Origin of the sequence: Acinetobacter sp. TUM15064, from assembly GCF_008980265.1 — a bacterium.
Lineage (GTDB): Bacteria > Pseudomonadota > Gammaproteobacteria > Pseudomonadales > Moraxellaceae > Acinetobacter.
On the sequence record NZ_BKFU01000065.1, the window covers coordinates 1 to 17,623 of the forward strand.

Consider the following 17,623-nt stretch of genomic DNA (forward strand, 5'->3'; position numbering starts at 1 on the left):
GAAATTCATGCGCGTGTGGCAGTTCTGAATAGATTTACGGAATTAGGTAGACCTCGCACCCAAGTTGTGTCTTAAATTTGAATGGATTGGGGAGAACTCAGCTTTTGAATGTTTATGCAACAAAGCCTATCTGATTTATCATTTTCAAACATTGTTTCATTCGATACCATTATTTGGATCTATTTAAATCATTACTCTGATTTTGAAGGAATTATCTCATGAAATTCTCGAAAAAATAAAGGATTACTATACGTCTAAAGAAGATTTTTGATGTCCGATATGATATTTATGGGGCTAAAGAATGATAAAGTTTTTCTACATCATCTGTCTGTAACTGCTCACGCATTTTTAAAAACTGCTTTTCATCTAGGTCATAGAGCTTCAGTGCAAGCAGTTTTTCGATGTCTGCTTCGGGAAAGCGATATTTAATAATCTTGGCAGGTACTCCACCCACAACAGCATAGGGTGGAACATCTTTGGTCACGACAGCACCTGTTGCTACTACAGCACCTTCACCTAACTTCACACCTTGCATAATCATGGCACGAGAGCCAATCCAACAGCCATCCCCAATGATGGTATTACCTGCGGGAACAAAACTACGCGTATCAAAGGGAAAAGCTGAAATCCAGTCAGTACGATGCAGTTGGTTACCGCCCATCATAATGACGCATTCTGCACCAAAACAAACGAAATTGCCGATATAGAGCTGATCAATCGGTTTATCTATGGTTGAAGGCTTATCATGTAAATAACGCACGACACAACGTTCAAAACCCTGATCCCAATACGCTGAGTAGTAAGAATAATTCCCTTTAATGTGAATATTCGGATTCTTCACCGTTTTAGAGATGAACTCAAACTCACACCAGTGTTTGACAGGAGAATTGATCAAAGGTTCAGACATAGAATGATAACATTGCAGGGTGTAGGGAATTATAACAAATAAAAGTCTTGCTTTGAAAAAGAGAGGGGAATGAATGCTTTAAATCTAACACTCTCTTGTTTGATGTACCTCATCCTAACCGTATTCTTTAGATGGAAGGAGTATCCATGGTGAATTAAATTTTGGGTTTTGGTAGGCAGGTTTGTATATCTTAAACCCATCGCATTTTTGTAATGAAATTTCCCTTGTCCATAATAAGAGGATAAAGGAGAGGTATTTGGGGAAATATAAAAACAAAAAACCCCTCAATCGAGGGGTTTTACAGCCGTAAATATCAAAGAAACTTAGATATATGCAACTTTTACAATTTCGTATTCAACTTCACCTTGAGGTGTTTGAATTTTTACTTCGTCGCCTTCGCTTTTGCCCAAAAGGCCACGTGCGATAGGAGAGTTCACTGAAATTTTATTGATTTTAAAATCAGCTTCGTCATCACCCACGATCATATAGGTCTTTTGTTCTTCGGTGTCTAAGTTTTCGATAGTGACTGTCACCCCAAAAACTACACGACCGTTTTGTTCAAGTTCTTTGACATCAATCACTTGAGCTGCACCCAATTTGCCTTCGATGTCTTGAACACGACCTTCACAGAAACCTTGTTGCTCACGGGCAGCATGGTATTCCGCATTTTCTTTTAAATCCCCGTGCTCACGTGCTTCAGCAATTGCCGCAATAATACGTGGACGTTCAATACTTTTTAATTGATGTAATTCTTTCTCTAAGGCTAACTTGCCTTGGGGAGTCATAGGATAACGTTGCATTGTTGTCCCTCAAGTCTGTGAGTGTAAAAAATATAGGTTTATAAATGAAAAAAGCCCGCCACCGAGAGGTGACGGGACTTCTCGGTAAACGAATTAACCTACAGTTTGTAAATCTTGCAAACGGTATACATCCATTGGCAATTGAATCGCAAAAGCTTGGCATACAGCATCAGCACCGTTCAAGGTCGTTGTGTTATACACTTTCGCTTGAAGCGCTGAACGACGAATCGAGAACGAATCTTGTTGAGCTTGTTTGCCTTCAGTTGTATTGATAATGAGGTGAACTTCGCCATTTTTCAAGCGGTCCACGATATTAGGACGACCTTCAGTGACTTTATTTACACGTTCACACTCAATACCAGCAGCTTTAATAAACTCGTAAGTACCACCAGTTGCAAGTACTTTGAAACCAAAGTCTACTAATTTTTTCGCAATACCAACAGCACGAGGCTTGTCTGAGTCACGCACAGAGATAAATGCATGCTTTACTTCGCCTTCTGTAGGAAGACCAGGTACGCGTTCATTCGAGCCTAACACAGCTTTGTAGAAGGCTTCACCAAATGTTTTACCTACACCCATGACTTCGCCTGTAGATTTCATCTCAGGGCCAAGAATAGGGTCAACACCCGGGAATTTGTTGAATGGGAACACCGCTTCTTTTACAGAGAAGTGAGTCGGGATGATTTCTTTCGTGAATCCTTGAGATTCTAAAGACTGACCCGCCATACAACGTGCAGCAACTTTCGCTAAAGACTCACCGATACATTTAGAAACGAATGGCACAGTACGCGATGCACGTGGGTTCACTTCTAGGATGTAAACGTCTTCGCCTTTCACAGCAAACTGTACGTTCATCAAACCAACCACGCCAAGCTCTTTCGCCATAGCAACAGTTTGACGACGCATTTCGTCTTGGATTTCAACTGAGAGCGAGTACGGAGGAATCGAACATGCTGAGTCACCTGAGTGAATCCCTGCTTGTTCAATGTGCTGCATAATGCCGCCAATCACAACGTCTTTACCGTCAGATACACAGTCTACGTCAACTTCGATCGCATCATCTAAGAAACGGTCAAGAAGAACAGGCGCTTCATTTGATGCTTGAACTGCATCACGTAAGTAGCGTTTAAGCTCTTCGTCGTTGTATACGATTTCCATCGCACGACCACCGAGTACATAAGAAGGACGTACCACAAGTGGGTAGCCTACTTTCGATGCTTCAGCCATACCTTCTTCAGCAGATTTTACGATGCTGTTGTTTGGCTGACGAAGTTGAAGACGTTGAATCATTTGTTGGAAACGTTCACGGTCTTCTGCACGGTCAATCGCATCTGGTGATGTACCAATAATTGGCGCACCCGCTTCTTCCAAAGCACGAGCCAATTTAAGCGGAGTCTGACCACCATACTGAACGATAATGCCTTTTGGCTTTTCAGTACGTACGATTTCAAGTACATCTTCCAAAGTGATTGGTTCGAAGTACAAACGATCAGATGTGTCGTAATCCGTTGAAACTGTTTCAGGGTTACAGTTCACCATGATGGTCTCGTAGCCATCTTCACGCATTGCAAGCGCCGCGTGTACACAGCAGTAATCGAATTCGATCCCTTGACCAATACGGTTAGGACCACCACCGATCACCATGATCTTATCTTTATCAGATGGGTTTGATTCACATTCTTCATCGTAAGTTGAATACATGTATGCAGTGTCAGATTCAAACTCTGCTGCACAAGTATCCACACGTTTGTAAACTGGAGTCACGCCCAAGTTCCAACGGTGCTTACGGAATTGTTTTTGTGAAATACCCATCAAGTTCGCGATGCGAAGGTCAGATAAACCTTTGCGTTTGAACGAACGAATGTTATTCGCATTCAAATCACCAAAACCTAGGGTTTTGATTTCATTTTCAGTTTTGATGATGTCTTCGATTTGGATTAAGAACCAACGGTCAATTTTGGTTGCTTCAAAAACATCGTCTAAGCTAAAACCGTGACGGAAAGCATCAGCTACATACCAAATACGCTCAGGACCCGGAACTTTAAGCTCTTGAAGAATCTTTTCGCGTGCGCCTTCAGCACCCACTTCGATTTTTTCGTCAAAACCAGAAACACCCACTTCAAGACCACGAAGTGCTTTGTTTACAGACTCTTGGAAGTTACGACCAATTGCCATGACTTCACCCACAGATTTCATCTGTGTCGTTAAAGTCGCGTCTGCTTGTGGGAATTTTTCAAAGTTGAAACGTGGAACTTTAGTTACCACGTAGTCAATTGCAGGTTCGAATGACGCAGGAGTAGTACCACCTGTGATGTCATTTTTCAATTCATCAAGGGTATAACCAACAGCCAGCTTCGCAGCGATTTTTGCAATCGGGAAACCTGTTGCTTTTGATGCAAGAGCAGATGAACGTGATACACGTGGGTTCATCTCGATGATCACCATACGGCCAGTATTCGGGCAAATACCGAACTGAACGTTAGAACCACCCGTTTCCACACCAATTTCACGAAGAACTGCTAAAGATGCATTACGCATCAATTGATATTCTTTATCTGTCAATGTTTGCGCAGGTGCAACAGTGATTGAGTCACCTGTATGCACGCCCATTGGGTCAAAGTTTTCAATTGAACAAACGATGATACAGTTGTCGTTTTTGTCACGAACAACTTCCATCTCGTATTCTTTCCAACCAATTAAAGATTCATCAATCAATAATTGTTTAGTTGGAGAAAGATCGAAACCGCGTTCACAGATTTCAAGGAATTCTTCACGGTTATATGCGATACCACCGCCTGAACCACCCATCGTGAATGACGGACGGATAATGACAGGGAAGCCGAAGCGCGCTTGAATCTCTAAAGCTTCTTCCATGTTTTCAGCAATGGCAGCTTTTGGACATTCAAGACCAATTTTACGCATTGCTTCATCAAACAGTTTACGGTCTTCAGCTTTTTCAATCGCATCTTTGGTCGCGCCAATCAATTCAACATTGTATTTTTCTAAAATACCGTTGGCATCCAGTGCAAGCGCACAGTTTAATGCTGTTTGACCACCCATAGTTGGAAGAACCGCATCTGGACGCTCTTTTTCAATGATTTGAGCAACGGTTTGCCAAGTGATTGGCTCGATATACGTTGCGTCTGCCATTGTAGGGTCAGTCATAATGGTCGCTGGGTTAGAGTTCACCAAAATAACACGGTAACCTTCTTCACGAAGGGCTTTACACGCTTGCGCACCTGAGTAGTCAAACTCACATGCCTGTCCGATGACAATCGGACCTGCACCAATAATTAAGATGCTTTTAATGTCTGTACGTTTAGCCATGATCGCTTCCTTAATTACTTCTTAGATGCTTCGATAAGTTCGATGAAATGATCGAACAATGGTGCGCAGTCATGCGGACCAGGGCTTGCTTCAGGGTGACCTTGGAAGCTGAACGCTGGCTTGTCTGTACGATGAATCCCTTGAAGAGTTTGATCGAACAAAGACTTGTGCGTAGCTTTTAAGTTTGCAGGAAGTGTTTCTGCATCCACTGCGAAGCCATGGTTTTGAGAAGTAATCATCACCGTACCATCTTCGATGTTCTGTACTGGATGGTTAGCACCGTGGTGACCGTGCGGCATTTTCACCGTTTTAGCGCCAGAAGCGAGTGCAAGAATTTGGTGACCTAAGCAAATACCAAAGACAGGTAAGTTGCGAGCGTCTTCTACAATTGTTTTTACAGCTTCAATTGCGTAGTCACATGCAGCTGGATCGCCAGGGCCGTTCGATAAGAACACGCCATCTGGATTCAACGCAAGTACGTCAGCAGCAGGAGTTTGTGCAGGTACCACAGTGAGTTTACAACCGCGGTCAGCAAGCATACGTAAGATGTTGGTTTTGACACCGTAGTCGTATGCAACAACATGGAATTTAAGTTCAGGTTGTGTAAAGCCTTTGCCTAAAACCCAAGAACCTTCGCTCCATTCGAAGCCTGTTGGGTCACAGCATTCTTTCGCTAGGTCTAAACCATTTAAACCACCAAAGGCACGAGCTTTTTCTAAAGCTTGTTCTTCAGTAATATTTTCACCAGCAAGGATGCAACCATTTTGTGCGCCTTTGTCACGTAGAATACGAGTCAATTTGCGCGTATCAATATCCGCAATCGCAACGACATTATGTTCTTTTAAGTATTCGCCTAAAGATTGCGTTGATCGGAAGTTGCTATGCAATAAAGGTAGGTCACGAATGATCAATCCATTGGCCCATACTTTATGAATTCGACCTGACTCAGCGTCTTCATCATTACAACCTGTGTTACCGATGTGTGGGTAAGTTAGAGTCACAAGTTGTTGTGCATAACTTGGGTCAGTCAAAATTTCTTGATAGCCAGTCATGGCAGTGTTGAAAACGACTTCACCAGTCGTACTACCCGATGCACCAATAGACGTTCCTTTAAAGATCGTACCATCGGCAAGGGCTAAAATTGCTGGGGTGCTCAAACCAAAGCTCCTGAAATTTAGGCTGTAAAAAAGCGAGTAGACGAAAAAAAAGGAAGGCTATCTAAAAACCTACCCTCCCTATGTCTGCTCGCTTGAACTTAACACGGCATTATACGCAACCGCACTATTAAAGTCCATGCCAATAACAAGGAATAAATAATATAAAAGACTTGTATTTTGAGGCGAAAGCTGTTTTTAAAGTTTTGTGAGGAAAATGTAACAACAAATAATTGTCTGACAAATCAAAATCTAAATTTTATCAAATCACGTTAAGCTGTCACTGTCTATATAACAACAGGAATAAAATCATGACTGAACCAAAAGCTGAACCAAAAAGAGTAGCTAAACCAAAGCCTGCGCTGAAAGAAGTCGTCGCAGAAAGCACTGAAAAGCTAGAGCAAGTTGCGAAAGAAGCATCAGAGCAAGTCACTGAAGCTGTAGTTGATAGTAAAGAAAAGCTTGAGGCAGAAGCAAAGCAGTTGAATGCCAGTGTGCAAGAACAATTGCGTCAGTTTAAACAAGATTTGTTGCAGCGTTTAGAAACCATTAAAGGGCAGTTGGCAAATTCTCAAAAAGATATCTCAGAACTAAAAGAGTTTGTAAAAACTGAGTTTACTGCAGTTTTAGATGATTTAACTAAACTGGGCAAAGAGCTAAAAGGTGATGTCAGTGAAATTTCGGTGAAGCATAAAGATCAGTTAACAGAAACCTTTAAGCGCTCTAAAGAACATACGCTTGAGGCTTGGAATAAAGTTTCAAGTAAATAATGGTCTTTGTGCTGACTTGAATTGAAATATATCCATAAAAAAGTGAGGTCAATGCCTCACTTTTTTATATGCTTAGTTTGTGTATAGCTTAGAACTGATGTAGCCAATCACGTTTGTTGTGAAAGTCGGCTTGTTGACCGCTATGCTGCATGGCATAGAACTGTTCACCTTGTGAGGTATTCAACACTGCAGATAAGCCTAGATATAGGTCAGCCCATTTCAGTTTGTGTTGCAACATAAACTCAGTCAGATCAATACTGACATTTAAACCATAGTGGGTGCGCTTCAATTGATTGAGTTCAATATCGTAAGCGACCTGTGGCGGCATATCTTCAGGATAACGATATTCCTCAAACTGATAGGCTTGCCAAGCTTGAGAGGGGGAGAGATTAATCTCGCGATAGTAGTCTTCGCCTTTTACCCCGATAAAGACTTCAAAACAGGTGTTTTCCCATAAAAAGTCTTGACGAGGATTTGAATTCACGACTTCGGGCCAGTGCATGTACACATTAGGGTCGCGTAGCCAAAAGCCGATATTGAGGGTATACGGGCTTTGTTGTTCGATCGCACCGACAAGCGAAATTGCTTGAAAACGACGATCAAATGCACTGAGTTCGTAACTTGCCATAAAAAAATTACAACTATTTTGCTGCGTGTGCGAAACGAACTAAGTTAGACAATTTGGCATTTTGTTTCGCCGCTTTTTTGTAAAGCAATGCAATTTTACCAATCGTTTGTACTACTTCTGCACCCGTAGTAGATGCAATTTCTGAAATGATTGCAGCACGTTCTTCACGGTCTTCGCCCGCGATTTTGACTTTAATCAATTCGTGGTCATTTAAAGCGCGTAAAATTTCTTCAACGACATTTTCAGTCAGACCTGAACCGCCGAGCATAACTACAGGGTTTAAAGCATGTCCGATTTGACGCAAACGCTTGCGTTCCTGAATGGATAAAGTCGCCATAAAGATAACCTAATTTTAAAAACGGCTTAGTATAACAAACTGCGCAATTAAACGCTTTATATTCTGTGGAAATAATCGATTTAGATAATAGAAAAAAACATCTAAAACCCAAGATTTGGATACAGATGTATACTGCAAGCCTAGAGAATTTAACGTACAATTAACTTTAAGAAATTTTAATGTTTTAGAGAGATATGGCAACACGCATTACCAACCAAAAGTTATCCAAAAGTAGCCGTGCGTGGATGAGAGAGCATCTCGATGACCATTTTGTGAAAAAAGCGCAAAAGGAAGGTTATCGTGCGCGAGCAGCTTATAAGTTACTTGAAATTCAAGAAAAATATAACATTATTCGTCCGGGCATGACCGTGGTTGATTTGGGTGCAGCACCTGGAAGTTGGTCTCAAATTGCAGGGAGATTGGTCGGTGATAAAGGATTGGTGGTTGCATCAGATATTTTGGAAATGGATGCTCTGCCAGATGTGACCTTCTTACAAGGTGACTTTCGCGAACAAGAAGTATTCGATAAATTGTTAAATATTTTAGATGGACGTAAAGTAGACGTTGTAATTTCAGATATGGCCCCCAATACATCAGGTAATAAGGCTGTTGATCAACCGCGCCAAATTTACCTATGTGAGCTAGCTATCGATTTTGCAACGAAAGTGCTCGGTCCAAATGGTCAATTTGTTGTAAAGGTATTCCAAGGTACAGGCTTTGACGAATTCCGTAAGCAAGTAGTCGATAACTTTGATGTGTTAAAAACAGCAAAACCTGCTGCATCACGTGCCCGATCGAAGGAAGTATTCTTAGTCGGACAAGGCCGTAAGAAGGCTTTCAAATAAAGTTTACTTGCCAAGTCGTTAAAAATTGTGCATTTTGTACCTTTTTATATTTTGCGAAGCTGATCTTCAGCAGAAACTTTAAGGTCACCCGCTAGGGCATGATCAAATTAGATTGATATGGGAATAAAGCTTTGAGCGATCTCTTCAAGAATGCCATATTGTGGCTAGTGATACTGGGTGTACTGATCCTTATTTTCAGTAACGTCAGTAGCAATGAAAAGCCGACAGCAATGAATTATTCAGAGTTTGTTGCTGCGGTGAATGCTGGTCAAATTAAGCAAGTGACAATTGATGGCGAACGAATTCATGGCCAAAAATCAAATGGTTCAGAGTTTGAAAGTATTCGTCCTGCGGTTCAAGACCCAGAGCTTATGCCTAATCTGATTAAAAATAACGTTGTCGTTGAAGGTACAGCACCACAACGCCAAGGTTTATTGATGCAACTTTTGATCGCAAGCTTCCCAGTACTTTTAATCATTTTGTTATTCATGTTCTTTATGCGCAACATGGGTGGCGGAGCTGGTGGTAAAAACGGTCCAATGAGTTTTGGTAAGTCGAAAGCTAAAATGTTGGCAGAAGACCAAATTAAAGTCACATTTACCGATGTGGCTGGTTGTGACGAAGCAAAACAAGAAGTTGTTGAAATTGTTGATTTCTTAAAAGATCCATCAAAATTTAAACGTTTAGGTGCAACAATTCCTAAGGGCGTATTGATGGTGGGTCCACCGGGTACAGGTAAAACTTTACTTGCAAAAGCAATTGCAGGCGAAGCGAAAGTGCCATTCTTTAGTATTTCAGGTTCTGACTTTGTTGAAATGTTCGTGGGTGTGGGTGCGTCTCGTGTCCGTGACATGTTTGAACAAGCGAAGCGCCATGCGCCTTGTATCATCTTTATTGATGAGATTGATGCTGTGGGTCGTCACCGTGGTTCAGGTACAGGTGGTGGTCACGATGAGCGTGAGCAAACCTTGAACCAAATGTTGGTTGAAATGGATGGCTTTGAAGGCAATGAAGGAATTATCGTCATTGCTGCAACAAACCGTGCAGACGTACTAGATAAAGCTTTACTTCGTCCAGGTCGTTTTGACCGTCAAGTTATGGTCGGTCTACCAGACATTAAAGGTCGTGAGCAAATCTTAAATGTTCACATGAAGAAATTGCCTTCAGTGACTGGTGTCGATGTACAAGTACTGGCACGTGGTACACCGGGCTTCTCAGGTGCGCAATTGGCAAACCTTGTGAACGAAGCTGCACTTTTTGCTGCACGTCGTAACAAGAATACTGTCGATATGCATGATTTTGAAGATGCAAAAGACAAGTTGTATATGGGCCCTGAACGTAAGTCGATGGTGATTCGTGAAGAAGAACGTCGCGCAACCGCGTACCATGAAGCGGGTCATGCGATTGTGGCTGAAATTCTACCGGGCACAGATCCTGTGCATAAAGTGACCATTATGCCACGTGGTTGGGCGTTGGGTGTAACATGGCAGTTGCCTGAACATGACCAAACCAGCCACTATAAAGACAAAATGTTGAATGAACTTTCAATTTTGTTTGGTGGTCGTATTGCCGAAGAAATCTTTATCAACCAAATGTCGACAGGTGCTTCAAACGACTTTGAACGTGCAACTAAAATGGCACGTGCGATGGTCACTAAGTACGGTATGTCTGACAAACTTGGTGTAATGGTGTATGAAGATGATTCTCAGCAATCATTCATGGGTAGTATTGGTAGCCGTACCATTTCTGAAGCAACTCAACAGCAGGTTGATGCTGAAGTCCGCCGTATCATTGATGAGCAATACCGTGTTGCACGTGACATCTTGGAAAATAACAAAGATATCGCGCATGCGATGGTGAAAGCCTTGATGGAATGGGAAACGATTGATCGCGAGCAAATTCGTGACATTATGGAAGGCCGTGAGCCACAACCACCGAAAGTGTATGTTGCAGAAAATCCTGTGATTGATGTAACACCAACAGATGGTCCAAGCACACCACCACCGTTGCCATCAGCAACTTAAGATTTAACTCTTGAAATAAAGGACCACCTTCGGGTGGTTTTTTATTGTGCATATTTTTTTATGTTTTAAAGAAAAATAAGCACACAGCTCTGCTACACGCGTTAAGATAATCCTAGTTGAACTGGAGTAAATTAGATGCAATTGATGGCTTTACCAAAGAAAATCCTACATTGTGGTGAACTATCACTCGATTTGTCGGTACCGCAGGTGATGGGTATTCTGAATGTGACGCCAGACTCGTTTAGTGATGGTGGACAACATAATGGTAAAGTGCAGGCGATTGCACATGCGAAGCAAATGATTGCAGATGGAGCAACGGTGATTGATGTAGGGGGCGAGTCCACACGTCCAGGTGCATCTGTGGTTGAGGTCGAGGAAGAAATTCGTCGTGTTGTTCCAGTGGTGGAAGCCTTGGCTGAACTTGATGTGGTTATTTCGATTGATACTTCTCAACCTGAGGTGATTCGAGCTGCTGTTGCCGCTGGTGCGCATATTTGGAACGATGTCCGAGCTTTGACACGCCCGAAGGCATTAGAGACTGCTGCTGAACTGAATATTCCTGTAATTATTATGCATATGCGTGGTGAGCCGACCACCATGAATGGCTTAGATCACTATGATAATGTTACTCAAGATGTAATAACAGAGCTTTCCCTACGTGTGGATGATGCCTTAAAAGCAGGGGTGCGGCCAGAAAATATTATGATTGATCCCGGTTTTGGCTTTGCTAAAAACGCAAAGCAGAACCTTAAACTTTTAAAAGAATTTCATCAACTGAACCAACTGGGTTATCCTATTTTGTCCGCATTGTCACGAAAGCGCTTTATAGGTGAAGCTTTAGGTGGGGCTGATGCAAGGCAACGAGCTGTGGGTTCTGTAGCAGGACATTTAATGAGTATTCAACAAGGTGCGTCTATGGTACGTGCCCATGATGTCAAAGCGATGAGCGATGCGATTAAAGTTTGGAATGCAATGAACTTAGCTTAGCGGAAAATGCAGTAATGATAGCTTGAGCTATTAGCGTAGTTGACCTGAAGCATTTATTTAAACAAGCAGGATCTTGGGGTTCTGCTTTTTTATTTGGTGATTTGTTTGGTTTATGTTATACAGACTCGTTTTTTAAGTTTCTCGTTTTGAGTGCCTGTATGTTTGCAGATTTACTTCTCCCTATGTTTGATGATGAATACTATCCAGATATTCTTGTTGCCGAAGTGAAACAACATGTTGAAGCTTTTGCCAAGAAAATTGTGAAAGCAAAGTCTGAAGATGATATTTATCAATATGCCAATGCAACTGTCGCTGAAATAAATGAAATGAAGCCCCATTTTGAAGATCTGGATTCATCTTTGGATGATACTGCTGCAGACTTTATTGCAGAAGCCATGATGATGGTGGTGCAAGGTGCAGGTTATATGGATATTGAAATGGAAGAGTTGGTGGTCAATAGAGAGTGGTGAATCACTCTCTATTTTTATGTTCGTGAGATAGATTGGATTAACGAAAGGTTTAAAGTTCATCTAAAAGGTCACTTAGATGACAGCTTTGATTTAGGTGCTCATTTTCAATTGCATCAACCGTCATCACATATTGATCTTTAATCATTTCAGCATTTGCACTGAGATTCAGCCAAAACTTTGGATAAGTTTTTATGAGTGTGCGTATGTGTTGTTCATCACGTGTATGGTTAAAACTTAATTTAAACTCTGCATCTACAGATTTACACGCATGTAAGTAAAGCTGTTGGTCTTTTTCAATGATGGTCCCTGCGAACAGATCATAAAATTTTTCAGTATTTATCTCTGAAGTCTTTGTTTCTGCGTGAGTGATGTTTGAAAGGCTCAGGATTAAAGTAATAAAGCTTAGAATTTTTTTCATATTGTTGTGGTTTAGTGATTTTGATTTATAAATTATAGATATAAAAAAACCAGCATAATGCTGGATTCTTTTATTGCACCATCTTAATTGTTTTAAGAATGGTGCCCGAGGCCAGACTCGAACTGGCACGCTTTGTGGGCGGGGGATTTTAAATCCCCTGTGTCTACCGATTTCACCACTCGGGCATGAGCGCAATAATAGAGGAGGAAATAAATATTGGCAAGTCTATTTGTGCTTATTTGCTTTCTTTTCAATCAATTCAGCAGTTTATGTTTAAAAACTAGCACAATCATCTGTACTGCACTCGTTCAGGCTTCATAAAAATGTCATCGACTTGAGATATGCATGTCATCTTTTTCGCATAAATTTCAAGTCCATATCGTCTTTAGGCTATCCACATGACAAAAAAAATGAACCGCCGAGAACTGATTCAAAAAACTTTGGCTGGATTTGGAGCGTTATCTTTACCGATTTCACTGACTGCATGTGGAGGAGATGATTCAGATTCCGACACACAGCCGACAACTCAAGCACAGTTTTTACATGGGGTGGCAAGTGGAGACCCCTTGCAAACACAGGTCATCATTTGGACTCGTTTGACGCCTAGCGATACTAGTGCACGTTTAGAAGTACAGTGGGAAGTAGCAAAGGACACGGACTTTAAACAAATTGTAGCAACTGGAAAGGTGCTGACCACTGCCACACAGGATTTTACCGTGAAAGTCGATGCCACTGGCTTAGTTGCAGGGCAAGGTTATTTCTATCGTTTTAAATATGCTTCAAATTATTCGATGATCGGACAAACCAAGACTTTAGCAGATGAGGTGCAAGCCGTTCAATTTGCAGTTTGTTCATGTTCAAACTATCCAGCTGGTTATTTCCATATTTATAAAGAAATGTCAAAACAGGATGTGGATGTTGTCATTCATTTGGGAGATTACATCTATGAGTATGGTATGGGGGGCTACGCAACAGAAGAAGCAGTAGCGATGGGACGTGCGCTGGCGGATGATAACAACCTAGAAATTATTCACTTAGATGACTATCGTAAACGTTATGCCTTATATCGCTTAGATCTAGACTTACAAGCTGCACATCAACGCCATCCGTTTATTGTGGTATGGGATGACCATGAGTTAGCCAATGATACATGGAAAGATGGTGCTGAGAACCATCAGTCAGACACAGAAGGTGATTTTGCAGAACGTAAATTTGCCGCGCTGGCTGCGTATTTTGAATGGATGCCGATCCGTCCGCTTTCTGAAAAAGATCATTTAAATATTTATCGCCAGTTTAACTTTGGTAATTTGGTGCAGTTGAATATGTTGGATACGCGCATCTTGGCGCGGAGTAAACAGTTAGATTATGCGGACTATTTAACCGCATCGGGTTTGGATGCTGTACGCTTTACTACAGATATGCAAGACCCAAATCGAACGTTACTCGGCTTGAATCAACGCGCATGGTTAACACAGCAACTTGCGAGCTCAAAAGCCACATGGCAAGTTTTGGGTCAGCAGGTGTTGATGAGCAAAATGCTCGTTCCAGCCGAAATGTTACAAGTACTCAGTGCAATCAGTAGTGGCGCGGTAACTCCAGAAGTTTTGGTGCAGGTGAATCAACTGATTAAAGAATTGGTCGAAATAAAACTGCGTTACTTAAATAATGACCCTTCTTTAACGGTAGAGCAGTTGTCTCGTATTAAGACTGTGGTTCCTTACAATTTAGATGCGTGGGATGGTTATGCAGTTGAACGCGAGACGCTGTACGGCACACTGCAGTATTTGAATAAAAAAGTTGTGGTCTTGGCTGGTGATACACATAATGCATGGGCATCGGACTTACATGATTTAACAGGGCAGTTTGTAGGCGTGGAGTTGGCGACAAGCTCAGTTTCCTCGCCCGGTATGGAAAAGTATTTGTCTATTCCGATGCAACAACTCAAAGAGTTTGAGTTTGCTTTTACAACCTTGATTGATGAGCTGAATTATTGCAATTTAAATCAGCGTGGCTATTTGAAAGTCAGTTTTACTGCTGAGCAAGTACAGGCAGATTGGATATTTGTTGATACCATTAAGCAAAAAGAATACAGCGTAGATGAAACACGATTATATCAAGTGATACTGGATCCAAGCTTATTGCCCGTCAGTAGTTTAAAGCAAACGGCATAAATGCTGTCCATAAAAAACCGAGCATCATTGCTCGGTTTTTTTATAATTTTTCATCAATATAACTATCCAGATCGAGATGTTTGATCTGTTTGCAATAAGCCTGTTCATACTTGAGAAGTTTTACATATAAATCTGCTTCATGTCCCAATTGTATTTTTCTGGCTTGGTAATGGCTAGATTGACTCGAAATTAGACGTAATTTAAGGCGCGATTTGACCGTTTGCTTGTAGGCCCAAAAACAGATGCGTCTAAGTTGTTGTAGTTGATAATGCTCAAGCAACTGGCTATGGTCACGAAATAAATTTTCTTTATAGAAGCGGACAAAACCAAAGTTAACGCCAAAATAAAACAAGATCCACATCAGCAAACTGCTTTCAGTGAACATTAAATTCAGCCCACTCAAGAGAATTACAACTGCAAGCTTGATTGGTGCGTGACGTAACAGTTGATAGAGCGAGTGCGATGAGTGTTTAATTTGTTTAATGACAAAGGGTAGCACCCACATTAGTACCAATAAAATACTAATAATGGCATAGCTCAGACTTTGAAATGCATCCAACTTTTCCAGATGATTTGAGAAAAAATTTTGTAAAATAAGGCTGATCGGAATAAAAATCATCACCGCCAAGACCCAAGGAACGAGTTCTCGCCAGTCATCCAAAATACCACGTGTTTTGATTTGGCTATACAATAAAAAATTGCGCTTAAATGCAGCAGGGTAAAGGGTCTCTAATTGTTGCAGTAACAGTTGGACTTGTTTAGATTGCATCGTCAAAAAAAGAACGTATGAAAAAATAGCCTTTACTATAGAGGATTTGCGTCGTTATCGTGCAAAAAAATACGATAATCAGAATATTCAGTATGAAATGATGAAGAATTTAATTTTTTCATGCCAAATTATGCGAAAATAGACGATTCAATTTTTTTGTCTAAGGGCAGTTCATGACTGATCAATCTCCTGAATCTTTAAGTGATATCGAAATTTTAGACATTTTGCAGTCTATGAAAGACGATGTGCTTGATACAGAGGCAAAAGAAGAGATCCGTAAAGGGGGGAAAGCTGGTCGTCAAGAAGCACATAAACTTGCGATTGTGGCTTTGAACCAATCTTTTGAAAGTAAGTTTGTTGAGGCTGTGGCTTTGGCATTGGGTCTTAATGATGCCCAAGCCAAAAAAATTCGCTACAAGAAAGACCGTATTCGCATTTTAAAAGTGCGTGGTATCGACTACATGGCAATTGATGGCGCGGAAACAGCACAAGTCTTGTCACAAGTTGCGCAGGCGATTGTACGTGAAGATGCAACCGTGACCCATGATTTACACAACATTTTCCCATTTTGGAAAGAAGGCTGGCCAATGGTTCAGTTTGACAGTGCCTATAAAATCTTAGCTGAAGATATTACCATTCATTATCAAGCGACTTTAGATCAATTACTTGAATTATATGGTCGTTAAGATCGCAGGATTAAAAGCACCTTCGGGTGCTTTTTTATCGACTAGTATTTAGGAGTCGAAAATCCACGCCAATAGTAGGCTGATAGGCCAAATAAAAAGTCGCCACCATGTGATGAGTGGATTCCAAAAATATTGTCCAAAAGATAGAGTATCGTTAAAGCTTCGTTGTCCACGTTCATAAGCATAAGGTGTGATACGCCATGCCAAAATCAGTAAAACAACAGCAGCAACAATCAGTAAGGTGTGACTGTACTGGAAAAAATAGTAATAAATTAAATACAGTGCAGAATAAAAAAAGGTACATGCCAGCACAGCAGGCAATGAAAAAGACATGAGTTTGACTCTATTTGTATAGTTATTTCAACGTATTATAAATGAAAAAATACCCGATGTGATCCATCGGGTATTTATGTGTGAAGATGATTCAAAATGGTGTGTTTTGAATCATTGCATGCTGTTTATTTAACCGAGAGTTGAATAGAGTGGGAAAATACCAAAGATCACTGCAGTAACGAGCATCACTAAACACGTAATGATTGCCCATTTGATGGTAAATTCTTGGTGTTCACCAAAGTTAATACCGGCTAATCCACAGAGTAAATAAGTCGATGGCACCAAAGGTGAAAGTAAGTGTACGGGTTGACCAACAATCGAAGCCCGTGCCATTTCCACAGGACTGATACCATAGTGTCCAGCGGCTTCAGAGAGTACAGGCAGTACACCAAAATAGAAGGCATCATTCGACATAAAGAAAGTCAGTGGCATACTAATCACCGCCGTGATTGGCGCTAAATACGGTCCCATACTTTCAGGAATAATTGCAACCAGTTCTTGAGACATGGCTTCAACCATACCTGTACCAGATAGAATGCCAGTAAAAATACCTGCCGCGAAGATAATCCCGACTACAGCTAAGGCACTGGCAGAGTGGTTACCCACCAAACGCTTTTGCATGTCTAAATCAGGATAGTTCACCACTAATGCAATACACAGTGCAACCATGAACAGAATTGCTGCAGGCAATAGCCCCATCACTAGGCAGACCATAAGTACTAAGGTCAATAGTGCATTGAACCATCTTAAGTGCGCGCGGTTGGCTTCAGGTTCTTGTGAAATTTGAATACTGTCGCCATGGCTAATGTCTAATTCCACAATACCAATACGCTTACGTTCCATACGACCATACATAAAGCCGAGGAAGTATAGAGGTGGTCCCACATGTTTGAACAACTAAAAGCTTATTTATAAGTGATACTCTGCTCTAGTTAAGCTACCTTATTTTGTTGTGGTAGCTGGTCATAGTAAAACTCATCTGGAGTCATTTTGTCCA

General features: G+C 41.2%; 16 protein-coding genes, 1 tRNA gene and 1 pseudogene. 7 read left to right on the forward strand and 11 right to left on the reverse strand.

What is annotated here, in order from left to right; translation table 11 throughout:
• Positions 1 to 286 precede the first annotated feature (286 nt).
• From GBI16_RS15160 to carA, 4 genes are all read right to left on the reverse strand, one after another.
• Positions 287 to 907: a CatB-related O-acetyltransferase gene (locus GBI16_RS15160; protein ID WP_086208056.1), complete on the reverse strand. Its 621-nt coding sequence runs from the start codon at positions 905 to 907 to the stop codon at positions 287 to 289.
• Between the two features lie 323 nt (positions 908 to 1,230).
• Complete coding sequence (gene greA, locus GBI16_RS15165; RefSeq protein WP_004695598.1) at positions 1,231 to 1,707, reverse strand: transcription elongation factor GreA; 477 nt, start codon at positions 1,705 to 1,707, stop codon at positions 1,231 to 1,233.
• Between the two features lie 93 nt (positions 1,708 to 1,800).
• Positions 1,801 to 5,034, reverse strand: coding sequence for a carbamoyl-phosphate synthase large subunit (gene carB, locus GBI16_RS15170; RefSeq protein ID WP_151707378.1), 3,234 nt, complete (start codon positions 5,032 to 5,034; stop codon positions 1,801 to 1,803).
• A gap of 14 nt (positions 5,035 to 5,048) precedes the next feature.
• Positions 5,049 to 6,191, reverse strand: a complete 1,143-nt coding sequence (gene carA / locus GBI16_RS15175) for a glutamine-hydrolyzing carbamoyl-phosphate synthase small subunit (RefSeq protein ID WP_151707379.1) — start codon at positions 6,189 to 6,191, stop codon at positions 5,049 to 5,051.
• 308 nt (positions 6,192 to 6,499) lie between these two features.
• Here carA and GBI16_RS15180 point away from each other — a divergent pair, with 308 nt between their 5' ends.
• Positions 6,500 to 6,958, forward strand: coding sequence for a hypothetical protein (locus GBI16_RS15180; RefSeq protein ID WP_151707380.1), 459 nt, complete (start codon positions 6,500 to 6,502; stop codon positions 6,956 to 6,958).
• An 88-nt stretch (positions 6,959 to 7,046) separates the two neighbouring features.
• Here GBI16_RS15180 and GBI16_RS15185 read toward each other — a convergent pair whose 3' ends face one another.
• Positions 7,047 to 7,586, reverse strand: a complete 540-nt coding sequence (locus GBI16_RS15185; protein WP_086208052.1) for a DOMON-like domain-containing protein — start codon at positions 7,584 to 7,586, stop codon at positions 7,047 to 7,049.
• Positions 7,587 to 7,599: 13 nt separating this feature from the next.
• On the reverse strand, positions 7,600 to 7,923 hold the full coding sequence (gene yhbY / locus GBI16_RS15190; protein ID WP_151707381.1) for a ribosome assembly RNA-binding protein YhbY: 324 nt from the start codon (positions 7,921 to 7,923) through the stop codon (positions 7,600 to 7,602).
• Between the two features lie 194 nt (positions 7,924 to 8,117).
• Here yhbY and rlmE point away from each other — a divergent pair, with 194 nt between their 5' ends.
• The 4 genes from rlmE to GBI16_RS15210 all read left to right on the forward strand — a co-directional run bounded on the left by rlmE (position 8,118) and on the right by GBI16_RS15210 (position 12,249).
• Positions 8,118 to 8,768 carry a 23S rRNA (uridine(2552)-2'-O)-methyltransferase RlmE gene (gene rlmE / locus GBI16_RS15195; protein WP_086208050.1) on the forward strand — a complete coding sequence of 217 codons (651 nt, stop codon included), beginning with the start codon at positions 8,118 to 8,120 and terminating at the stop codon, positions 8,766 to 8,768.
• A 131-nt stretch (positions 8,769 to 8,899) separates the two neighbouring features.
• Positions 8,900 to 10,792, forward strand: a complete 1,893-nt coding sequence (ftsH, locus tag GBI16_RS15200; protein WP_086208049.1) for an ATP-dependent zinc metalloprotease FtsH — start codon at positions 8,900 to 8,902, stop codon at positions 10,790 to 10,792.
• A 135-nt stretch (positions 10,793 to 10,927) separates the two neighbouring features.
• The gene (folP, locus tag GBI16_RS15205; protein ID WP_110974345.1) at positions 10,928 to 11,779 is read left to right on the forward strand and encodes a dihydropteroate synthase; all 852 of its coding nucleotides are present in this window, start codon (positions 10,928 to 10,930) and stop codon (positions 11,777 to 11,779) included.
• Positions 11,780 to 11,937: 158 nt separating this feature from the next.
• Entirely contained in the window at positions 11,938 to 12,249 is a 312-nt protein-coding gene (locus GBI16_RS15210; RefSeq protein WP_086208047.1) for a DUF5713 family protein, read from the forward strand.
• A 49-nt stretch (positions 12,250 to 12,298) separates the two neighbouring features.
• Here the strand turns inward: GBI16_RS15210 and GBI16_RS15215 are convergent, their stop codons facing one another.
• Both GBI16_RS15215 and GBI16_RS15220 read right to left on the reverse strand, forming a co-directional pair.
• On the reverse strand, positions 12,299 to 12,667 hold the full coding sequence (locus GBI16_RS15215; protein WP_151707382.1) for a hypothetical protein: 369 nt from the start codon (positions 12,665 to 12,667) through the stop codon (positions 12,299 to 12,301).
• 99 nt (positions 12,668 to 12,766) lie between these two features.
• Positions 12,767 to 12,852 (reverse strand) — tRNA-Leu (locus tag GBI16_RS15220).
• 213 nt (positions 12,853 to 13,065) lie between these two features.
• Between GBI16_RS15220 and GBI16_RS15225 the strand changes: the two genes are divergently transcribed.
• A complete protein-coding gene (locus GBI16_RS15225; protein WP_151707383.1) occupies positions 13,066 to 14,838 on the forward strand; it encodes an alkaline phosphatase in 1,773 nt (590 codons plus the stop codon).
• A 40-nt stretch (positions 14,839 to 14,878) separates the two neighbouring features.
• On the opposite strand, the gene GBI16_RS15230 is transcribed toward GBI16_RS15225, so the two are convergent.
• Positions 14,879 to 15,607: a hypothetical protein gene (locus tag GBI16_RS15230; RefSeq protein ID WP_151707384.1), complete on the reverse strand. Its 729-nt coding sequence runs from the start codon at positions 15,605 to 15,607 to the stop codon at positions 14,879 to 14,881.
• A gap of 173 nt (positions 15,608 to 15,780) precedes the next feature.
• On the opposite strand from GBI16_RS15230, the gene GBI16_RS15235 reads away from it, so the two are divergent.
• A complete protein-coding gene (locus tag GBI16_RS15235) occupies positions 15,781 to 16,293 on the forward strand; it encodes a hypothetical protein (protein WP_086208043.1) in 513 nt (170 codons plus the stop codon).
• Positions 16,294 to 16,341: 48 nt separating this feature from the next.
• Here the strand turns inward: GBI16_RS15235 and GBI16_RS15240 are convergent, their stop codons facing one another.
• On the reverse strand, positions 16,342 to 16,626 hold the full coding sequence (locus GBI16_RS15240) for a hypothetical protein (protein WP_151707385.1): 285 nt from the start codon (positions 16,624 to 16,626) through the stop codon (positions 16,342 to 16,344).
• Between the two features lie 129 nt (positions 16,627 to 16,755).
• Positions 16,756 to 17,499, reverse strand: a pseudogene (locus tag GBI16_RS15245) (citrate:proton symporter); the annotation flags it as partial.
• Between the last annotated feature and the right edge of the window lie 124 nt (positions 17,500 to 17,623).

Coding starts and splice junctions, on each gene's coding strand:
- GBI16_RS15160 (WP_086208056.1), bottom strand. CDS start 907: ATGTCTGAACCTTTGATCAATTCTCCTGTCAAACACTGGTGTGAGTTT.
- greA (WP_004695598.1), bottom strand. CDS start 1,707: ATGCAACGTTATCCTATGACTCCCCAAGGCAAGTTAGCCTTAGAGAAA.
- carB (WP_151707378.1), bottom strand. CDS start 5,034: ATGGCTAAACGTACAGACATTAAAAGCATCTTAATTATTGGTGCAGGT.
- GBI16_RS15180 (WP_151707380.1), top strand. CDS start 6,500: ATGACTGAACCAAAAGCTGAACCAAAAAGAGTAGCTAAACCAAAGCCT.
- GBI16_RS15185 (WP_086208052.1), bottom strand. CDS start 7,586: ATGGCAAGTTACGAACTCAGTGCATTTGATCGTCGTTTTCAAGCAATT.
- yhbY (WP_151707381.1), bottom strand. CDS start 7,923: ATGGCGACTTTATCCATTCAGGAACGCAAGCGTTTGCGTCAAATCGGA.
- rlmE (WP_086208050.1), top strand. CDS start 8,118: ATGGCAACACGCATTACCAACCAAAAGTTATCCAAAAGTAGCCGTGCG.
- folP (WP_110974345.1), top strand. CDS start 10,928: ATGCAATTGATGGCTTTACCAAAGAAAATCCTACATTGTGGTGAACTA.
- GBI16_RS15210 (WP_086208047.1), top strand. CDS start 11,938: ATGTTTGCAGATTTACTTCTCCCTATGTTTGATGATGAATACTATCCA.
- GBI16_RS15215 (WP_151707382.1), bottom strand. CDS start 12,667: ATGAAAAAAATTCTAAGCTTTATTACTTTAATCCTGAGCCTTTCAAAC.
- GBI16_RS15225 (WP_151707383.1), top strand. CDS start 13,066: ATGACAAAAAAAATGAACCGCCGAGAACTGATTCAAAAAACTTTGGCT.
- GBI16_RS15230 (WP_151707384.1), bottom strand. CDS start 15,607: ATGCAATCTAAACAAGTCCAACTGTTACTGCAACAATTAGAGACCCTT.
- GBI16_RS15235 (WP_086208043.1), top strand. CDS start 15,781: ATGACTGATCAATCTCCTGAATCTTTAAGTGATATCGAAATTTTAGAC.
- GBI16_RS15240 (WP_151707385.1), bottom strand. CDS start 16,626: ATGTCTTTTTCATTGCCTGCTGTGCTGGCATGTACCTTTTTTTATTCT.